The organism is Domibacillus aminovorans (genome assembly GCF_001643235.1).
Lineage (GTDB): Bacteria > Bacillota > Bacilli > Bacillales > Domibacillaceae > Domibacillus > Domibacillus aminovorans.
The window spans coordinates 1-17,599 of the sequence record NZ_LQWY01000017.1 but is presented as its reverse complement, the minus strand read 5'-3'; the positions used below and the strand labels follow the sequence as shown (position 1 = coordinate 17,599).

General features: G+C 42.2%; 24 protein-coding genes and 1 riboswitch. Of the genes, 6 read left to right on the top strand and 18 right to left on the bottom strand.

Annotated features, from left to right (window positions below; genetic code table 11):
- Window positions 1–67: 67 nt before the first annotated feature.
- Window positions 68–1,525 (bottom strand): leucyl aminopeptidase, encoded by a 1,458-nt coding sequence (locus tag AWH49_RS08075; RefSeq protein WP_063965280.1) that lies wholly within the window; start codon window positions 1,523–1,525, stop codon window positions 68–70.
- A gap of 53 nt (window positions 1,526–1,578) precedes the next feature.
- On the opposite strand from AWH49_RS08075, the gene AWH49_RS08070 reads away from it, so the two are divergent.
- Entirely contained in the window at window positions 1,579–2,304 is a 726-nt protein-coding gene (locus AWH49_RS08070) for a cobalamin-binding protein (protein WP_018394266.1), read from the top strand.
- Window positions 2,305–2,328: 24 nt separating this feature from the next.
- On the opposite strand, the gene AWH49_RS08065 is transcribed toward AWH49_RS08070, so the two are convergent.
- From AWH49_RS08065 to AWH49_RS08055, 3 genes are all read right to left on the bottom strand, one after another.
- Entirely contained in the window at window positions 2,329–2,646 is a 318-nt protein-coding gene (locus AWH49_RS08065; protein ID WP_018394267.1) for a YuiB family protein, read from the bottom strand.
- Between the two features lie 260 nt (window positions 2,647–2,906).
- Complete coding sequence (locus tag AWH49_RS08060) at window positions 2,907–3,386, bottom strand: NUDIX domain-containing protein (RefSeq protein ID WP_034286412.1); 480 nt, start codon at window positions 3,384–3,386, stop codon at window positions 2,907–2,909.
- Window positions 3,387–3,449: 63 nt separating this feature from the next.
- Window positions 3,450–4,667 carry an NAD(P)/FAD-dependent oxidoreductase gene (locus AWH49_RS08055; RefSeq protein ID WP_026221721.1) on the bottom strand — a complete coding sequence of 406 codons (1,218 nt, stop codon included), beginning with the start codon at window positions 4,665–4,667 and terminating at the stop codon, window positions 3,450–3,452.
- A 205-nt stretch (window positions 4,668–4,872) separates the two neighbouring features.
- On the opposite strand from AWH49_RS08055, the gene AWH49_RS08050 reads away from it, so the two are divergent.
- Together AWH49_RS08050 and AWH49_RS08045 are read left to right on the top strand one after the other, a co-directional pair.
- Entirely contained in the window at window positions 4,873–5,850 is a 978-nt protein-coding gene (locus AWH49_RS08050; protein WP_063965299.1) for an NAD(P)/FAD-dependent oxidoreductase, read from the top strand.
- Window positions 5,851–5,896: 46 nt separating this feature from the next.
- On the top strand, window positions 5,897–6,538 hold the full coding sequence (locus AWH49_RS08045) for an SDR family oxidoreductase (RefSeq protein ID WP_063965279.1): 642 nt from the start codon (window positions 5,897–5,899) through the stop codon (window positions 6,536–6,538).
- A gap of 287 nt (window positions 6,539–6,825) precedes the next feature.
- Here the strand turns inward: AWH49_RS08045 and AWH49_RS08040 are convergent, their stop codons facing one another.
- The 5 genes from AWH49_RS08040 to AWH49_RS08025 form a co-directional block, all read right to left on the bottom strand.
- Complete coding sequence (locus tag AWH49_RS08040) at window positions 6,826–7,092, bottom strand: hypothetical protein (protein WP_063965278.1); 267 nt, start codon at window positions 7,090–7,092, stop codon at window positions 6,826–6,828.
- 98 nt (window positions 7,093–7,190) lie between these two features.
- Window positions 7,191–7,370 (bottom strand): hypothetical protein, encoded by a 180-nt coding sequence (locus AWH49_RS08035; RefSeq protein ID WP_063965277.1) that lies wholly within the window; start codon window positions 7,368–7,370, stop codon window positions 7,191–7,193.
- 171 nt (window positions 7,371–7,541) lie between these two features.
- Window positions 7,542–7,982 (bottom strand): hypothetical protein, encoded by a 441-nt coding sequence (locus tag AWH49_RS08030; protein ID WP_211268386.1) that lies wholly within the window; start codon window positions 7,980–7,982, stop codon window positions 7,542–7,544.
- 80 nt (window positions 7,983–8,062) lie between these two features.
- The gene (locus tag AWH49_RS20680; protein WP_244886780.1) at window positions 8,063–8,197 is read right to left on the bottom strand and encodes a recombinase family protein; all 135 of its coding nucleotides are present in this window, start codon (window positions 8,195–8,197) and stop codon (window positions 8,063–8,065) included.
- A gap of 257 nt (window positions 8,198–8,454) precedes the next feature.
- A complete protein-coding gene (locus AWH49_RS08025; protein ID WP_063965276.1) occupies window positions 8,455–8,889 on the bottom strand; it encodes an EamA family transporter in 435 nt (144 codons plus the stop codon).
- Between the two features lie 647 nt (window positions 8,890–9,536).
- Here AWH49_RS08025 and AWH49_RS08020 point away from each other — a divergent pair.
- Window positions 9,537–9,659 (top strand): YjcZ family sporulation protein, encoded by a 123-nt coding sequence (locus AWH49_RS08020; RefSeq protein WP_034286418.1) that lies wholly within the window; start codon window positions 9,537–9,539, stop codon window positions 9,657–9,659.
- A 618-nt stretch (window positions 9,660–10,277) separates the two neighbouring features.
- On the opposite strand, the gene AWH49_RS08015 is transcribed toward AWH49_RS08020, so the two are convergent.
- From AWH49_RS08015 to AWH49_RS08005, 4 genes are all read right to left on the bottom strand, one after another.
- Window positions 10,278–10,934: a hypothetical protein gene (locus AWH49_RS08015; RefSeq protein ID WP_063965275.1), complete on the bottom strand. Its 657-nt coding sequence runs from the start codon at window positions 10,932–10,934 to the stop codon at window positions 10,278–10,280.
- A 108-nt stretch (window positions 10,935–11,042) separates the two neighbouring features.
- Window positions 11,043–11,300, bottom strand: coding sequence for a hypothetical protein (locus tag AWH49_RS08010; RefSeq protein ID WP_157723689.1), 258 nt, complete (start codon window positions 11,298–11,300; stop codon window positions 11,043–11,045).
- A complete protein-coding gene (locus AWH49_RS19955) occupies window positions 11,260–11,436 on the bottom strand; it encodes a hypothetical protein (protein ID WP_157723688.1) in 177 nt (58 codons plus the stop codon). The genes AWH49_RS08010 and AWH49_RS19955 overlap by 41 nt, the downstream gene beginning before the upstream one ends.
- 147 nt (window positions 11,437–11,583) lie before the next feature.
- Window positions 11,584–11,952 carry a HesB/IscA family protein gene (locus AWH49_RS08005; protein WP_034286421.1) on the bottom strand — a complete coding sequence of 123 codons (369 nt, stop codon included), beginning with the start codon at window positions 11,950–11,952 and terminating at the stop codon, window positions 11,584–11,586.
- A gap of 163 nt (window positions 11,953–12,115) precedes the next feature.
- Here AWH49_RS08005 and AWH49_RS08000 point away from each other — a divergent pair, with 163 nt between their 5' ends.
- Entirely contained in the window at window positions 12,116–12,814 is a 699-nt protein-coding gene (locus AWH49_RS08000; RefSeq protein ID WP_063965273.1) for a DUF2225 domain-containing protein, read from the top strand.
- Window positions 12,815–12,854: 40 nt separating this feature from the next.
- Here the strand turns inward: AWH49_RS08000 and AWH49_RS07995 are convergent, their stop codons facing one another.
- Window positions 12,855–13,091, bottom strand: coding sequence for a YuzB family protein (locus AWH49_RS07995; protein ID WP_018394283.1), 237 nt, complete (start codon window positions 13,089–13,091; stop codon window positions 12,855–12,857).
- Window positions 13,092–13,256: 165 nt separating this feature from the next.
- Here AWH49_RS07995 and AWH49_RS07990 point away from each other — a divergent pair, with 165 nt between their 5' ends.
- On the top strand, window positions 13,257–14,324 hold the full coding sequence (locus AWH49_RS07990) for an NAD(P)/FAD-dependent oxidoreductase (RefSeq protein ID WP_063965272.1): 1,068 nt from the start codon (window positions 13,257–13,259) through the stop codon (window positions 14,322–14,324).
- A gap of 430 nt (window positions 14,325–14,754) precedes the next feature.
- Here the strand turns inward: AWH49_RS07990 and AWH49_RS07985 are convergent, their stop codons facing one another.
- The 4 genes from AWH49_RS07985 to AWH49_RS07970 form a co-directional block, all read right to left on the bottom strand.
- A complete protein-coding gene (locus tag AWH49_RS07985) occupies window positions 14,755–15,078 on the bottom strand; it encodes a hypothetical protein (protein ID WP_034286424.1) in 324 nt (107 codons plus the stop codon).
- A 51-nt stretch (window positions 15,079–15,129) separates the two neighbouring features.
- A riboswitch (cyclic di-GMP riboswitch) is annotated at window positions 15,130–15,216 on the bottom strand.
- 85 nt (window positions 15,217–15,301) lie between these two features.
- Entirely contained in the window at window positions 15,302–15,502 is a 201-nt protein-coding gene (locus AWH49_RS20315; RefSeq protein WP_169815982.1) for a hypothetical protein, read from the bottom strand.
- 338 nt (window positions 15,503–15,840) lie between these two features.
- The gene (locus AWH49_RS07975; RefSeq protein ID WP_063965270.1) at window positions 15,841–16,542 is read right to left on the bottom strand and encodes a GGDEF domain-containing protein; all 702 of its coding nucleotides are present in this window, start codon (window positions 16,540–16,542) and stop codon (window positions 15,841–15,843) included.
- 280 nt (window positions 16,543–16,822) lie between these two features.
- Window positions 16,823–17,002, bottom strand: a complete 180-nt coding sequence (locus tag AWH49_RS07970; protein ID WP_063965269.1) for a DUF3954 domain-containing protein — start codon at window positions 17,000–17,002, stop codon at window positions 16,823–16,825.
- Window positions 17,003–17,599 lie beyond the last annotated feature (597 nt).

Below are 17,599 nucleotides of genomic sequence, written 5' to 3'. Positions count from 1 at the left end.
ACTGTGCTAATAGACTAAAAAGCCGTATTACACAATAGCAAAGCGCCCGCTCACTTGTCAATGCTTTTTACGATAATGCAAGGATTGCCAGTGTTCGTGTCATGACACCTGGCGACATTTCTGCACTTCCGGCAATATCAAGATGAACCCACGGGATATTCTCAGCAAATTCACCGATAAAGCCGCCGCCCATAATCGCGTGTCCATCACGTCCCGGCGAATTGTTTAAATCGGCAACGTCACTGCGCCGGATTTGTTTTTTATCAAATTCGGTGAGCGGCAGCTGCCAAATAAATTCGCCCGCTTCGTGTGATGCTTCGAGCACCTGTTCAAAAAACGGTTTATTGTTTGTCAATGCGCCCGTCTTGTCTTTGCCGAGCGCGATAATCACACCGCCGGTCAATGTGGCGACATCGACAATTCGGCCCGCGCGCTGCTGTTTCGCATATGTGATCGCATCTGCCAGCACGAGCCGTCCTTCTGCATCCGTGTTTTTCACTTCAATTGTTTTGCCTGACAGCGACGTGATCACATCATCCGGCTTAAATGCATGGCCGCTAATGACATTGTCAGTTGCCGGAATCACGGCCATCACTGGCTGATCTGGCCGCAGTTCGCCGATGATTTCCATTGCGCCAAGAACAGCTGCTGCACCCGCCATATCTGTTTTCATGCCGACAATGCCGTCTTTCGATTTAATCGAATAGCCGCCTGTATCAAACGTGACGCCTTTGCCGACAAAGGTAAGCACATCTTCCCATTCCTCGTTCGGCTTATACTTAAGTGTAATCATTTTCGGCGGAGCAACAGAACCTTGCGCAACAGCGAGGAATGACCCCATACCGATTTTCTCCATATCCGCCCGCTCTAAAATTTCAATCTCAAACCCATATTGATCGGCAAGTTTTTGCGCATGGGCCGCAAGATCGGCAGCCGTCATCATATTTGGCGGTGTCGCCGTGAGGCGCCTTGCCGTATTCGTCCCATCTGCCATCGCTTTACCGACAACACACGCCGCCATCGCTTCGACCACATCTGCTTCTGTCCATACGTCAATCGATTTCAAGATTTTCTCCGGTTCGTTGCCCGGCGTCCGGTAGCCCGTGTACTGAAACCGTGCCATGAAAAATGCTTCAAAAATCGCTTCGGCTGCTTCAACAGCCGTCACGTTTTCTGTCACAAATGAATCAAGTGCAACAGCAATGGATTCGAGTCCATATTTCTTTGACTGCTTAGCCACATTCGTCACTGCTTCGTGAATCGTATGAAAATCTGCTTCTTTTTCTTTGCCAATTCCTGCAAAAATGATGCGCTTCGTTTGAATTTGGCCCATCGTTGGAACAACAGCTCCCTGTCCTTTTTTGGCAGAAAGATCGCCGTTTTTGACAAGCTCAGTAAGGTTTCCTTTAAAGGAATCATCAAGCGTTTGTAAAACGCCTTCAAATTTCAAAGGCTTGTCAAATAGTCCAACGAGGAGTGCATCTGACTTCGTTTCTGTGAATGATCCGTTTTTAATGGTAAACATGTTTATCACCTCCATATTATTATACAATGGAGAGAATAAAGGGGGAATTTTGAGTGAGGATTGTGTCTATTTGTCCGAGCAATACGGAAGTGTGCGAGTATTTAAGTATTGAAGATCAGATTGTCGGAGTCGATGATTATTCGGATTTGGAGCGGGTGAGGCTCGGGCCGGATTTATCAATTGATATGGAGAAGCTCGAAGCTTTGAAACCGGATATCGTGCTGGCATCACTTAGTGTGCCAGGGATGGAGAAAAATGTGGCAGAGCTTAAGCAGCGCGGTATTCCTCATATTGTGACGAATCCAAATTCGCTGGATGATATCGGTGTATCAATCATGCAGATTGGCGAGGCGTGCGGTGTAAATGGATCAGAAGCTAAGCAGCGGTGGCAGCAGTCGCTTGACACGTACCGTTCACGTAATTGGAATCGCTTAGTGCGCGTATACTGGGAATGGTGGCCGAAGCCGGTGTTTACACCTGGACACGCTAACTGGCTGACAGAAATGAGCGAGTTGTGCGGAGCTGAAAATGTGTTTGCAGATCATAAAGAAGCAAGTGTACAGACAGACTGGGAAACGGTTGTGTCGAAAAAGCCTGATGTCCTGTTGCTTGCGTGGGTTGGTGTGATGACAGACAAAGTGAATACGGATGTTGTAAAGAAACGGCCAGGGTATGATGGCGTGCCGATTTATGTAATGGAAGAAAAATACTTTTGCCGCCCGTCGCCTCAGCTACTTGTCGGGCTTGAACAATTGGACAACGTTTTAAACGGAAAATAAAAAAACGACCCCAGCAGGATCGTCTTAAAACATTTGGTACCCTTTTGCACGCAAAAGACGCATGACAAATCCACTCGTAACAGCACCGAGAAAACCGATTGATAAAATGGTAATGTCAACAGGCTGCAGTCCAACGATTCTTTCGCCAAGAATGCCAAATGATTCATTCGTCTTAAATATGTAGTCAAATGTGCTAATGCCATCGACAATCGCGATCGTAACGAGCGGATAAATAACCGCCATGACCCACGTCATACGCAGCAGCATGTTTAAAATAAACCCGATGCCGAAAAAGAGTACAAAAAAGAGTAGTGACGACACGAGTACAGTTGCAATATGCATGAAACGATTCCCCCTAAACTCATTCCTTACTAGTTTACTGAACGATACAAAAAAGGTCAATCAACGAAACTGTGACAAAAAGCACCGGCAACGAGGGGGAATCGTTGCCGATGCTTTACAAAAGCATTTCCATTTCTTCTTTGAACGAAGGCGGAAATAAACTTCTTCTTAAATAGTATATCCAATTTCATCTCTTTTTATTCCATGATTACTTTTTTATTAATTCAAAACTTCCATTATTGTACATTAAAATACCCATTTTAAATGAAAAACCGGTATGACGTATAGCCAAATTGAGGACCAGGATCGGGAATTTCTGTACAGCCGAGACCGGCTGTTTCGAATAAAGTAACGATGTTTCGAAGCAAAACCGATGTGTCCGCACTTTCTTCCAGTTCTTTTACGGTCATCCAGCGCGCAGCAAACAGCTCTCCCGCATGTGCAGTCGGTTCTTTCTCTTCGTTAAGTGTCATATGAAAAATGATCATCGTATCGCTGACATCACCTTTAATGACCCCTGAACGAATGCCTGCTACACCGCATACAGTAGCGTCAATATTCGTTTCTTCTTTCACTTCACGCACAGCCGCTTCGTCCGCACGCTCCCCTGCATCAACGAACCCCGCTGGCAATGACCACTGCCCTTTTAATCCGCCATATGATTTTTTCACAACGAGCCAGCGTCCTTGACTGTCAATGACAGCCCCAGCTGCTGCTAACCATACTTTGCCCCTCTTCACGTGATCTCTTCCTTTCTAAAAATAAAAAAAGGCCCCGAATTAAAATTCAGAGCCCTCTGTTTATTAAAGTACGTTAAATTTACCTTTTTTCAATACAAGAGATGGTCCACCGATCATGAAGAGCGCACGGTTATCAATCATTTTCTTCATGAATGATGCTTTTGTACCAGTCAGTTTCTTGTCGAATACAACGCCGATCGCATCGTCATCACCAAGTGAACATACAGTACCTTTAATATCTGGTGTAAATGTTTCAAGATCACCTTCGCCTTTGAGCAATTTCACAATGTTGCGGGCAACTGTTTCACCTTGCTGCATCGAAATTTGCGCAGTTGGTGGGTATGGACGGTTAATTTCTTCATTAATCATCAGTGAGCAATCACCGATGACGAAAATGTCTTCTTGATTTGGCGCACGAAGATCAGGATTTACTTTTACGCGAGCACGCATATTTTCGATACCTGATTTTTCGATAATGCTGCTTCCACGAACACCAGCGGCCCATACAACGGTACCGGCTTTAATTTCTTCTGTTTCTGTTTCACCTTTGGCAACAATGATGCCTTCTGGAGTTGCGCCTTTAATCGGCGTACCGATTTTGAACTCAACGCCTTTTTTCTCAAGCAATGCAACCGCATATTTCACAAGTTCCGGATCGAAACCAGGAAGAACCATCGGTGCAGCTTCTACGCAATAAATGCGAACTTTTGAATAATCAATGTCGTATTCTTTGCAAAGCTCAGGAACGCGGTTCGCAAGCTCGCCAAGGAATTCGATGCCTGTAAAACCAGCACCACCGACAACAATCGTTAAGCGCTCGTCTTTTTTATCTTCTTCCAGTGCATATGTAGCGAATTGATAATCAATATGATCCCGCAGCTGACGCGCCGTGTTGACGTTCGAGATGGTAAAAGCGTGTTCTTTTAGTCCTTCGATTCCAAATGTTTCCGCTTCACCGCCAAGTGCTACAACGAGGTAATCGTATTCCACTTCACCTGTGTTTAAAATGACTTTCTTTTCATCAGGTTTAATATCCTGTACTTCTGCACGGATAAATTCTACTTTGCTGCGGTTAATAACAGAATCTACATCGTAACGTACACGGTCGTGATGCAATGTACCTGCCGATGCTTCATGAAGCCATGTTGTTTCATAATGGTAATCATTTTTGTTTACGAGTACAATGTTTGCTTCATCGACGGATAACGCTTTTTGAAGACGTGTTACAGTAACGAGACCACCATAACCGGCGCCTAATACTACAATTTTCGGCTTTTTCACTGTCATGTTATTTATCCACCTCTATTTTAAAATATTAGCGTAAAGAATGTGATACTCTTCACGTATGATTGTAAAAAACATCTTTCATTTGTCACAAAATGTTTATATTTGCATAACTGTTTTAATCATAGACGTTTTCATTCCTTTTTTCAAGCTATTTCATCAAGAATTTTCCGACGCGACAGGAGGTGAAAAGTTTTGTATGATGAGAAAAAGGAGGGATAAATCAATGACAGATATTACAATTATTGGTGCTGGTCCTACTGGACTGTTTGCTGCATTTTACGCTGGAATGCGCGGGGCATCTGTTAAGATTATCGATAGTCTACCTCACATGGGCGGACAGCTCTCAGCCCTTTACCCTGAAAAGTTTATTTATGATGTGGCTGGTTTTCCAACTGTACGGGCGCAGGAGCTAGTTGATCGGCTCGTCGAACAGATGAACCGGTTTCCAGTCGAAATTTGTCTAGAAGAATCTGTTGAAGTATTAGAGAAACAAACAGACGGCAGCATACGTCTTATGACGGATAAAGGAGAACATTTTACGAAAGCCGTTATTATTACCGCTGGAAACGGGGCATTTCAGCCACGTCTTCTTGAGATTGAAGGGACTAAACATTTACCGAATGTTCACTATTTTGTGACGGATTTAACAAAATTTGCTGGGCGGCGTGTTGCCGTTTTGGGCGGCGGCGATTCAGCGGTCGACTGGGCGATGATGCTTGAACCTGTTGCGAAAGAAGTGACGATTATCCACCGCCGCGACAAATTCCGTGCACATGAACATAGCGTCGAACAGCTGAATAACTCAAGCGTGCGGGTTGTGACACCATTTATACCCGTTTCGTTTGACGGGACGGTGCTTCGTCTTGATGAAGTGAAAGGCGACCGTACTGAATCGCTGGAAATTGATGATTTAATTGTAAATTATGGATTTGTTTCATCTCTTGGCCCGATGAAAAATTGGGGTCTAAATATCGTCAAAAATCAAATTCCCGTCAATACACGCATGGAAACGAATATAGAAGGCGTTTATGCAGCAGGTGATATCGCCGCCTATGATGGGAAAGTCAAATTGATTGCGACCGGTTTTGGAGAAGCACCGACCGCCGTTAATAATGCCAAATCCTACATTGATCCGTCAGCGAAAGTACAGCCGCTTCACAGCACTTCCTTGTTTTAATTTCATTGGTGCGGGTAAAGTATTTATTAAAAAGGGTGATCCCATTATGAATGTACTCGTTATCGGTGCGGCCGGCAATATAGGCCGTCTCGTCGTCAAAAGCTTAGCCGAAAACATTCAGCACCATGTTAAAGCAATGGTGCGAAAAACAGATCAAATGCGCGAGATGGAAAAATTAGACGCAAAGCCAATACTCGCTGATTTGGAACAGGATTTCAGCTATGCTATGAATGATGTAAACGCCGTTATTTTCACAGCCGGTTCAGGATCTTCAACCGGCCATGACAAAACGATTGCTGTTGACCTAGATGGAGCTGTCAAAGCGGTTGATCTCGCTGTCAAACATGGAATTAAACGGTTTATTATGCTCAGTTCAATTGGAGCCGATCAGCCCGACGCCTTCCCTGCGTTTATTCAGCCATATTTGGAAGCGAAACAAGCTGCTGACGCTCATTTAATGAAAAGTGGATTGAACTACACCATTGTCCGGCCTGGTGAATTGACGAATAATCCGCCTACTGGAAAAGTGACCGCTGCTGTCCAAGTTCCTGATCGAACCGGCACCGTCTCCCGTGCAGATGTCGCAGAAGTGATTGTCCAATGCCTATTGTCACCGGAAACAGAAGGCCGTGTATTTGAACTAGTGGCGGGCAGTGTGCCAATCAGCGAAGCGTTGAAACAAGTGTGATGAAAACCGGCTTCTGCCGGTTTTTGTCTATTTGTATGTTGCTTTACTCCCTCTTCATCCACGTTACTCAACTTCTGTTCACTTTACTCAGCTTCCACTAAAAAACGCTATTAAAGGTAAAAAAACAGGCAGAATGTATCATCTGCCTGTTTTTAAAGATCATTCTTCAATTAACAACTCTCTGATGTACCGGCTACTTTCGCTGTACGGAATGTTGATTCATCTGTCGCGTAGCTTGACGCAAAGGACCGGTCATGTTGTTCTGCATATTAAGCTGTGCGACAAGGTTAATCATGTTTCAACACTTCCTCAGACAGCGCATCCATTAATTTAGCAGCCTCTTCGTAATGGGCCTCGCCCTGTTTTAAATGAGATTCATCGCCACTCTCAATATACTTTAACGTCGAATCCAGTACCTCTAAATGTTTTACAGCTATGTCGTGCAGGATGCCTTGATCACACATCCGTTCAAGATACGGACGGAATCGCTCGACTTTTTGAGGCTTTGTGGCCGGAGATAAGTTCTTTAAAATCAGCCCGAATTTTACAAGCATATTCGCACGCGCCAGTGCCTTATTATCAATTTTCGTCGTTTATCATTCCTTCCCAGTTAAATAAAAAAGAGCCGCCCGGAGGCCGCTCGTTATTTTTCTTATCCCTTTAATCCTGACGGGTTGTTGATGATACCGGCCAGCACTGCGATCGTTAGCAAGATGTCTACGTAAGCATCGTACCTTTCCGATGGGACCATTACACCAAAATCCTGCAGTACCATACCGACAAGCGCCGCCAATGCGATCCACAGTCCGTAGCTTTTCCACCGTTGTTTCATGCCTCAGCCCTCCTTCCGCACTTTCGAATTCCGGCTGAACATGCCCCACTTCCGATGCTGCGTCTGAGCTGGACATGCCGGTCATTACAAGATATTCGCCCGGTGTTGAGGCTACGACTGTTTGCGTCTGTTTTTTTTTCATTCAGCTGCCATTCAATCGCGCGTGTTTATTTACTCTGCTTTTGCTTCCAGGTCAACGTACAGATGCGGCTTATTTGCATGGCGCGTAAATTCCGGTCCGATGATACGGTCAAGCGCTTCAATCTCGATTGATTTATCACGGAATAACAGCCGGCCGACTGCCTCGCTGACATATCCAGCGATTTCAAGCGCTTTTTGTTGTTCCGGCATCATCGCCTTTTCCGAAACAGCTTGGTACACGCCACTCAACTTTTGCTTTACCTGCGGGCTATTCCCCGAGCCATTGATAACATTCGTTGCAAGGCCAGCAAACTCATCGGCAATCTGTTTCGCCAGGTACGGCTCTTTTTGTTTTGCGTCGAACATTGTTTGTACTGTCCTGGCGACGAGCGTTGGCTGTCTTGATGAAATATCCTGCGTCTGCTCAAATGCCTGTAACATAGATTCGAAGTTTTGTTTAATATCACTCATTACGCTTATTTAATTCTTTATATAATAACGCTTTGCTGATGCCTGTTGCTTCCGTTATCTGAGCGATTGGGTAATCGTTGCTATCGTACATCGTGATTGGCTGCCGGTCTTCCACCCTTACGGCCACGTGCTCGTGCAGTCTGTAAGCCTGCCTGTGTACGCTCTACGATCATATCCTTCTCTAATTCCGCCATTACCCCTATCATTCCGAACATAGCACGCCCCATTGCTTATGAAGAAGTTAACTTTGAATTATAAACGACTTTATAAACAAACGTACGGGTTTATAAACGTGGATTTGCGGTGTTTTGACGGAGTTGATAAATCGTTCGTTTTTTAGACAATAAAAAAGGATCCAAAAAAAAGGATACTCTTGTTAAACAAACACACATGGATGATAGGTGAGATAAATGCTATTTTCCGTATATAGTCCACACCTCAGCCAGTTTTTCTTTTCCAATTTGGTTACCTGTTAATTTTTCGCAATCAGAATAAGTCCAGCTATACAAAGAACAATACCTATGTAATTAGCTGGGGCAATATGTTCCCGAAAGAAAAGCAGGCCCACAGGGATTAATATCAGGCCCACAGAAACATTAACCAGCAGGCTGGCTACGCTGATATTCCAGCCGTTGCGGTAAGCAAACAAGAAGCCGAGTTCAATGCCAACTACGGCAAACCCCAACGCAAAGGTGGCCCAGTTTAGTTGTCGAAAATCCTGAAAAACCCTTACCGCATCGCCTTTTGACACAAAATAAGCAATGGCAGCTGTTATTCCAGCGACAATATATGTAACTATAAGAGACAGATATGGGTCGGCGTTGGGAGCTATAGATTTTTGGAAGATATTGTATAAAACGAACGACAACACGGCGAGGGCAAGTGGTAAATATAGAGATAGAGACATTTAAATTACTCCTTTCTTTCATTTTCTATTGATTCCATGGATAATATTTTTTCATCTCCGACACCAAAAGTAACATTACCATTATCTAACTAGTTTATAAATTTATACTATACTTGTAATAATATAAGTGTACTTGTAGTAATCGGAACTTACACAGGATAAGGAGGAAATGAAAATGGTTAGAATGGACGAAATAGCAGCCCCCGATGATCGCTAAAAATCGGAAATAATCGGCACCCCCCTGAGTTTTTGGAGCACGTCTGTCCAGCGACCATCCAGCCGATGAAAATCACAACGGATCATACTGAAATATTACGAAATCGGAAGGCTGACAACGTATTATTTCGGCGTTCAAAAATTCCCGATGACTCTACGTTTGGAACCGTGTGCATGTAAAAACTGAACTAAACTGCATCGCCAAAGTGTTTCGAGGCTTGTCCGTTAGAGGCTTGGTGCCGGTAAAACGAATCAACTTATTATTCTCTTCACAAAAAAAGATTATCAGTGGGGACAAATGCTTAATCCAATACGTTTCTCTGCTCATATCTTGTAAGATAGATCCAATTATTATAGATCAATTAAAAGATATTAGAGATATTGATTTATATAATTGCTTCGCTACCTTTCTGTAAAGGAGTTGAAATGATATGGGTGGTTACCAAGGCGGTTACGGCGGTTGCGGCGGCGGTGGTTACGGCGGCACCTTTGTGCTGATTGTAGTGTTGTTCATTCTTTTAATCATTGTTGGTGCTTCATTCATGAAATACTAATTTAAATGATCAGGCGCCATTTCAACGATTCCCCCGGGAGTTCTCGATCGCTGAAATGGCGCTCCTGTCTGTATTACGCAATATATTGTACAGAGAGGTATCGCGTTAATTGTGCGGCCATCAAACCGACTAATACCGATACAGCCATGTGTTTTTGTCGTCGATTTGCGGCCTACATTTCCGCAAGAACACGCTCGCTTTCATCGCCATTATTGACGCCCGCAATGCTTCATATCCGGCATGTTCAACGTCTGCCCGTTCGAATGATCCGTACTTAGTTAACGGCGTAGAATGCGCCTTATACACTCCGTACAGACGGCTAATGAGCGGTTGATTATCGCCGCCGATAGTATTCGAAATGAACTCTTTAAAACGACGGTAAAACGGTCGGCACGGCGAAGACTTATACGTATTATTAATAACCGTATTTGTCTTAGGAATGATATTGTCTTCTTGCTCCCCTTTTTTTGCTTCTTCTTTTTCTTACTCATATCGGCGCGCTCCTTCTCGCATTTTGATACTGCTACCGTATCATTCCGCAAAAGGTAAACACGCCTTGAACCCGCACCAGCGTTGCGTTTGGCGCAACCTTGATCCTTTATTAGCATCGTTTAAAACTTACTTTAGCCCACTAAAATTCTTTATTAATTTGTCTAAAGTTACTCTTATGTCCATCGCGTCTCTTCTCGTAACATAAGGAATATTAATCATATTTGGGTGAACCAAATTTTTAGATTTCCTCACTTTTTTCATTATGTCATGTTGTGCCTTATTCAAAATTCCTTTGGCAAATGCGTCGGATGTCATATCCTCAAACGTCCTTCCGTTCTCAGGAGGATTCAATTTAGCATGCAACATTCCTTCGAAAACAGCACCGCACAGAAGAGCAAATGAAAGCCAAGCACCTTGTTCAAAGTTTTTCTCGGCTTCTTCATAAAAATTACCCAGTCTTTTTCTTAAAGAATTATTTTTTACCCAAGGAAAGAGTAAACTGTAATCCTTTATTCCATGATAATGTAAAGCTATTAACAGACTATCTACATGCCTCATTAGTTGATATTCTGCTGCAATAATTATTTTGTTACCTTCCATTCTGCCCTCTTCATTGGATACGTTTGACAAAGCACCAGTTTGAACTGAGAAGTATCCAAGAGAAAAGGCAGGCAAAATAGGAATATTTATCTCCCATAAATACGGATAAACATCACTATTTGTAGAGTGGTTTAAACGGCACTTTATATTTTTAAAAGGTACCCGAATCAAAATAGACTTCATTTTCTTACCTCCAAAGTTTAATTACTTTGCAGCTGTTTAAGATAAAGATTATCTAATATACGATCTAGCACGCCATTATAGAAGCCCAGTAGGCTCTTCTTGATACGTTTAGTCTTCGGTAGCTATTACAACGGCTCTCAGCGCCTCATAGCCCGCACCAACATTGCGTTTGGCGCAACTCGATCCTCGTTCACATGGCGTATTAATACCGCTGACATACACGTTTATAGACATCGATTTAAACGCAATGGGAACACCGCTTTTCTGTAATTCCGTCATTCCATCGCTTCTAACATCGCACTCTTTAAGGCCACTCTGACGGAACTTAACGCCATGTGTTCGAGTAATCATCACGGGTCCGATCACGGATGCCTTCTCCTATCTTCGCGTTAATGAAATAATGAAACGCCGGTTCCAGTACCATCGGTTGAATATCCGTTGACTGATTCGCTCTCTTTTCCACCTTCGTACGTCTTCGCTTGATTGATCGTTCTTCCGACATAAAAAAACGCCTCCCAACGTATCGTTAAATACGTCAAGAAGCGTAAAAATAAATAGCTCGATATAGCCAAGGCGCTAGCCTTACAACGAAAGCCCCCGCAAATTGAATACGTAAGCCTCACCGATTAACTTAGCGGATTACTTAACGTTAACATTCCTCCGGCGTGCCAGTGTTGGTCGCTGTACGGAATGAAGAACCGCAGCCGCATGATGCGATGGCGTTCGGATTTTCAATTGTAAAGCCGCCACCCATGAGCGATTCTTTATAATCAACGACCGTACCGTTTAAAATTGGTACACTTTCTTTCGCAACGACAATGTGAATGCCGTACTGGTCAAGTTCGAGATCCGTTTCTTCCACATCAGGCGTAAAGCCCATTCCGTATGAAAGACCGCTGCACCCGCCGCCATGCACCGCAACACGCAAGTTTGCACCTTCTTCTTCATTTTGTTTCATCATATCTTTTATTTGAAAAGCCGCCGCTTCCGTAATGGTTACAATTTGTTGTTCAGACAAACGAAATCTCCCCTTTCCTTTTCCTCTAGTATACGGTGTATCAGCCGAATCCTCAACTGAACTGTTTGCTGATTTTTTTAGAAAAGTAATCCCTTTTACCTTATTCGTATGTATAATAAAATAAGCACAAAGACCTTATATTAACCATCAGGAGGCTTAAAAAATGACAAATATCCACCCGTTTTATCATAAAGAAACAAAATGTGCATTGTGTCAACAAACATTTAATACGACGAAAGTACGTAAAAGCACCATTAAAGTTGCTGGACATGACACAGATTTAAAACCGATCTATGAAGATGGCCAAATTAACCCCTCCTTTTACAACGTGTCTGTTTGTCGTCATTGTGGCTATTCCTTTACCGAAGACTTTGCGCCTTATTTTGCGCCTGGAACGGCTGACGTGCTACGTGCCTCTATATCCGACCATTGGGTGGAACAAGATTACAGCGGAGAACGAACCTCTTCAAAAGCGATTAAAAGCTTTAAACTCGCTTTATACTCAGGCGTTTTGAAAAAGGAAAAGCATCTGACGCTTGCAGGGCTTGCACTTCGAATCGCATGGATTTACCGCGATCTTGGACGAAATAAAGAAGAAAAACGATTTATGTCCATTGCTGCTCGTGAATATGAAGAAGCATTTTCTAAAGAAGATGTTTCTGCGAAAATGTCAGAAATCAAAGTGTTGTATTTACTCGGGGAGTTAAATCACAAGCTCGGCAAATTCGACAAAGCCGTGTCCTTTTTCTCAAATGTCATTGAACGGCAACGCAATTCGAATGAAAAGCAAGTTATTGAAATGGCGCGTGAACGTTGGCATGAGCTTCGCAAGCATATGAAAGCACAGGGACAATCAGCCTAAGAAAAACCGGGGTGCCGCATATACCCCGGTTTTTTGACGTTTAAAACAGCCATGTTTCGTCTATAAATGTATATATATTAGCAACGAGTTCGTCCGGCGTCTCTCCGCCGACAACTTCCCCGTTGACGAGTGCGAATGGCGATTCCGAACATCGTGTACAGTAGCTGAGACAGCCGTATTCGATCACATCAAGATTAGAATCACGCTCTAATTGTTCAAACGCTTTTTGCGATCCGTTTGCCAAATTGCTGACGCAAAATTCGATGATTGGTTTCATACTATAAGTTCACCTCTTCTGTTTCATTGTACTACCAAATTCATTTTGAAAAAAGCCACAAGTTTCCCCTGTGCTGGTTGTATAATAATGCTGTTTTGGTTATACTTGGTGTGAATAAACGAACAGGCTTATATACATATAATATTGAATAAAGGGGTCGTACCTATGAGAAATTTAGTTTTGCTAGGGGGAGGCTATGGAAACATGCGTGTGCTTCTCAGGCTGCTTCCGAACCATTTGCCCGACGATGTCACGATTACACTCGTGGACAGAGTGCCATACCACTGTTTAAAAACGGAATATTATGCGCTTGCGGCTGGAACTGCATCTGATCATGAAGTGCGTGTGTCATTTCCAGAACACGAAAAATTAAAGCTTATTTATGATGAAATTACAGCAATTGATGTCGATAAAAAAGAAATTGTATTAGAAACGAACGGTGCACTTGCCTACGATGATCTTATTGTTGGTCTAGGCTGTGAAGATAAATTTCATAACGTGCCAGGTGCTGCCGAGCATACACACAGCATTCAAACCATTCATAAATCGCGTCAAACGTACCAAACACTCAATAACATGCCTGCAGGCTCCAAAGTCGGCATTGTCGGCGCTGGCCTTTCCGGTATCGAACTGGCAAGTGAGCTGCGTGAAAGCCGCCCAGATCTTGACATTAAACTCTTTGACCGTGGACCGCGCATTTTGAAAGACTTCCCGCAAAGACTGAGCCGCTACATTGAAAAATGGTTTACCGATCACGGTGTTGATGTCATTAGCGATGCAAATATTACGCGTGTGGAGCCGAATCGCCTTTACAATCATGAAGATGTATACCCGATGGATGCGATCGTCTGGACAGCGGGTATTCAACCTAGCCATGTCGTACGTGAAATGAATGTTGAAAAAGACCGATCCGACCGTGTTATATTGACGTCTCATCATAATGTGCCGGGCAATGAACACGTTTATGTTGTAGGTGACTGTGCAAGCTTGCCGCATGCACCAAGCGCACAGCTGGCTGAGGAACAAGCTGAGCAAATCGTCGACGTTTTACAGAAACGTTGGAAAGGTGAACCGCTTCCTGAGAAAATGCCAGAAATGAAACTAAAAGGCGTACTTGGTTCACTCGGCAAAAAGCAAGGCTTTGGGTTTGTAGCGGATCGCGCCATTACAGGGCGTGTCGCACGATTCTTGAAGTCCGGTGTATTATGGATGTATAAATATCATAATGGATGAGGAATAATCTTAGGTAAGATTAATCTGAAAACACTGGTATATCAATTTTTTTGAAAAAGCACTCCTCAAAATAAATAAAAACCCGTCAAAAAACGGGTAGGGAAATGGCGGGGAAACCCGCCGTTTTTTATTTACTAAAAATTTTTTCTTCTATCTGGTACTACTTCGTCCATTGATGCAGGAAATAAAAGGTTATCATCGTACTCTATAGTAACCCATCTATCCCCTTGCCTCTTTTTTAATCAACCTTCACTCGTTTCTATAAAGGGAATCCTGTTCCTTCAAAACAATACACTGCCGTAAAGATAGCACCTGTATCCTTTTATTTTTTACTTGCTCATATATGCGGCATCTGTACGACAAAAAAGAGTACTCACGGAATATTCACTCTTTTTCACACGCTCAAAACCTTACTATTAGCCTCCCATTTTTATCGTTCTCCCCTTCTACCTTCGTAAATGGATTGAAGTCGGCTTTCTGCTTCTTGAGAATCCATCGATAAACCAGTCAAAAATGCTAACATGTTATCTTCTTCTGAAAGTTTTCTTATCGAACGGAAGATATTGGGTTTCTGTTCTTTTATTAATGTTATTACTTCAATAGTAGGTAACACTCTTTCTTGAACATTTATCCTTAAAAAAGAGCGCAAAAACCGCACAAATACTGATGTCGAATCAAAGTCATCGGGATAGTTTTGCAATAACAAAAAAAACTTTTCAACGTTCATTTTTAATTCATTTGTTTCTCCCCGCATTTTTCACCCACCTTAAACAGTTATTGGTCCAAATACGGAGTTAAAGCCCTATTTGGCAACCTGGCTGTCATAATCCATAAGAATGTTAGACCCGTAGTTTTGCGTCCTTACCTTTCGATAAGTTTGCCTTTTTCATTAAGTATTTATATACATTAAATCATGTCGAATAATGTCGCGTCAATAAAATCAATTGCTTCATTTCACAGGAGGTCGGTCGGTTCATTTAACGAAGAATCCACCAGACGCTACTCAATCGTGTTCGACCCATTCCCATGATTTCTTTCCAATCACGCTCAGACAACTTCTCTTGCTTTTTCTGCAGCGGATTTTCTTTCGTTCTTGCTTCACTTCCTGGTGATCCTTCTTCCATTGTTACAGCTGCTCTTTCAAACTTGGATTCATCACGATCATCCCTTTTTGGCAAATAAAAAAAGAGCACCAAACGAACGCATCTTGTGCGTTCATCCAGTGCCCTCGGTTTTTCCGTTAGGCTAAAATATTCCGTTCACCTTATTGTCATGCTGTGCATTAATTTTCTAAGCACTAGACGATTTTATGCTTTGTTGTTGACTTCTTACTAAGCAAAAGGATATGATTTTTCCGCCAATCTATTATGCTAAAATGGGTATTCGAATGTGGATAGAAAAAACTCCAACCAACACAATACGGTTGAACAAATTAGAGGAATCACATTACATAATTACTCATCATTACTTAGGAGTGATGAGAGCGAAAGGAGTAACAAAAGCACGCACCTCCAAATTAGTGCAACATGGATTCTTCCCTTTTTGTTGCACTCATTTGTTTATCACTCATTTTTAATTCATACATATTAGAATCGGCTTTAGCCATTAAATCTTTTAAACTGTCAGCATCTGAAGGATATGTCGCTTTACCTATGGAAACGGATATGTCGCTTTTATGCTGCCAATCCTCCCTTTTTATCTCATTTTTAAATTGATTTATTTTATTTATTACTAATTTTTCATCGGAAAATGTGGAAAGTATGAGGAATTCATCCCCACCCCATCTAGCGATAATATCTTTTTGTCCAAAAGATTTGCATAAAATTTTTGATAGATGCTCAAGCACTTGATCTCCGTAGTCATGTCCATAATTGTCGTTTATTGCTTTAAATTCATTAACATCTAACAGCAATATAGCGATATTTAACTTTCTTCTATTAACATATGTCATTACTCGAGGGAACTTATCCAATACATAGCGTCTGTTATATAATCCTGTGAGAGTATCTCTCATAGATAAATGCACATATTTATCATACTGCTTTCCAAAATACCAGGCTATAACTAATGGAATAAGCACTGGTATTGGAAATGGATAAAGTGCTCGTCCAAAGTACATTATCGCTATTCCCCTAATGAACAAATAAATGACGGCAATAAATACTACACTTATAATCCTACCCCTATAGCTCAATACGTTATCAACTTTTAATCCCACTTATGTTCTCCTGTTTCTATAAAGAGTTAATATTTAATCATATGTGTTAATGATAAGTAATATTTCTTAAATGAACAATAAATTGTAAAGCGACCAAAGATTTACAAGTTGACCTCTCTTGTGAAACAGAATACCATGTCCCCGAGCTTGATTCAAAAGTTTATTTCTACTGTTGATCAGCCATCTTTCCTCGTACCGATCTTCATTTCGCCCAAAAGATCAAAAATAAGGATTATCCATAGCCTCGTCCACCACGGATGTTCGAAAAAGAGTTCCATTGCTACACTTTCCTTTTCTCTTTGGTCTCGAATCGGTCCACCTTTCCACCCATTGTAATGACGACTGTTTCACCATAATCCGACAGCGTATGAGGAATCAGCCGATTGTCCTTCACCACGTACATTGTTTTATCATTCATTAGATCTATTTCAGCTGTCATTTTTTCATGGTCAATCTTCATATCACAGGACGCCTCCAGTCTGTTAAAATAGAGTTGCGAGCACGATTTAAAGAGCTGGGGACTTTCCTTAGCTTTTTTGTATATATTTATCTTGACTGGTTAAAATGTTACTGCATGAGAATTCCCTCTTGCATATGACAGTTTCATTCCTCTCAGCCGAGGGTCTTGGCTCCCCTCGGCTTTTTTGTATAAACTTTCATTAAATGGAAATAATGTTGTTAACCGGAACATTTTGCTGTGTTAGTGTCCGGTTTTTAAAGTCGGGGCAACCCGGCTTTTTGTGCTGTAATATCGATGGATTGTTCATTTAACTGATTACATTTTCACTGCTTGAATCGTCACTGAATATGCTAAGAACAGATAGGAGTTCATTCTCCCTCCTATTTTAAAAGCCTCGCTCTTTGAAGCAACTATTCTTATCCTCGAATAGTTGCTTTTTATCGTGCTGTTCATTAAGGTTTCAACACTTTTTCAAGCTCTTCAAACATGTATTCACCAAAAATGATTACTTTTACTTTTTTATGTGTGTCTTTTAAAGCATCTATTTCCACCTGTGAGAGCGTAAAATATCTTGTGTAAATGAATAAACAGAAAAAG

What these genes read in the sequence shown, in the direction of transcription:
- AWH49_RS08075 (WP_063965280.1), bottom strand. Translation starts at nt 1,525, where the DNA reads ATGTTTACCATTAAAAACGGATCATTCACAGAAACGAAGTCAGATGCA.
- AWH49_RS08065 (WP_018394267.1), bottom strand. Translation starts at nt 2,646, where the DNA reads ATGCATATTGCAACTGTACTCGTGTCGTCACTACTCTTTTTTGTACTC.
- AWH49_RS08050 (WP_063965299.1), top strand. Translation starts at nt 4,873, where the DNA reads ATGAGAAAAAGGAGGGATAAATCAATGACAGATATTACAATTATTGGT.
- AWH49_RS08045 (WP_063965279.1), top strand. Translation starts at nt 5,897, where the DNA reads ATGAATGTACTCGTTATCGGTGCGGCCGGCAATATAGGCCGTCTCGTC.
- AWH49_RS08040 (WP_063965278.1), bottom strand. Translation starts at nt 7,092, where the DNA reads ATGCTTGTAAAATTCGGGCTGATTTTAAAGAACTTATCTCCGGCCACA.
- AWH49_RS08035 (WP_063965277.1), bottom strand. Translation starts at nt 7,370, where the DNA reads ATGAAACAACGGTGGAAAAGCTACGGACTGTGGATCGCATTGGCGGCG.
- AWH49_RS08030 (WP_211268386.1), bottom strand. Translation starts at nt 7,982, where the DNA reads ATGAGTGATATTAAACAAAACTTCGAATCTATGTTACAGGCATTTGAG.
- AWH49_RS20680 (WP_244886780.1), bottom strand. Translation starts at nt 8,197, where the DNA reads ATGTTCGGAATGATAGGGGTAATGGCGGAATTAGAGAAGGATATGATC.
- AWH49_RS08025 (WP_063965276.1), bottom strand. Translation starts at nt 8,889, where the DNA reads ATGTCTCTATCTCTATATTTACCACTTGCCCTCGCCGTGTTGTCGTTC.
- AWH49_RS08020 (WP_034286418.1), top strand. Translation starts at nt 9,537, where the DNA reads ATGGGTGGTTACCAAGGCGGTTACGGCGGTTGCGGCGGCGGTGGTTAC.
- AWH49_RS08015 (WP_063965275.1), bottom strand. Translation starts at nt 10,934, where the DNA reads ATGAAGTCTATTTTGATTCGGGTACCTTTTAAAAATATAAAGTGCCGT.
- AWH49_RS19955 (WP_157723688.1), bottom strand. Translation starts at nt 11,436, where the DNA reads ATGTCGGAAGAACGATCAATCAAGCGAAGACGTACGAAGGTGGAAAAG.
- AWH49_RS08000 (WP_063965273.1), top strand. Translation starts at nt 12,116, where the DNA reads ATGACAAATATCCACCCGTTTTATCATAAAGAAACAAAATGTGCATTG.
- AWH49_RS07995 (WP_018394283.1), bottom strand. Translation starts at nt 13,091, where the DNA reads ATGAAACCAATCATCGAATTTTGCGTCAGCAATTTGGCAAACGGATCG.
- AWH49_RS07990 (WP_063965272.1), top strand. Translation starts at nt 13,257, where the DNA reads ATGAGAAATTTAGTTTTGCTAGGGGGAGGCTATGGAAACATGCGTGTG.
- AWH49_RS07985 (WP_034286424.1), bottom strand. Translation starts at nt 15,078, where the DNA reads ATGCGGGGAGAAACAAATGAATTAAAAATGAACGTTGAAAAGTTTTTT.
- AWH49_RS07970 (WP_063965269.1), bottom strand. Translation starts at nt 17,002, where the DNA reads ATGAAGATTGACCATGAAAAAATGACAGCTGAAATAGATCTAATGAAT.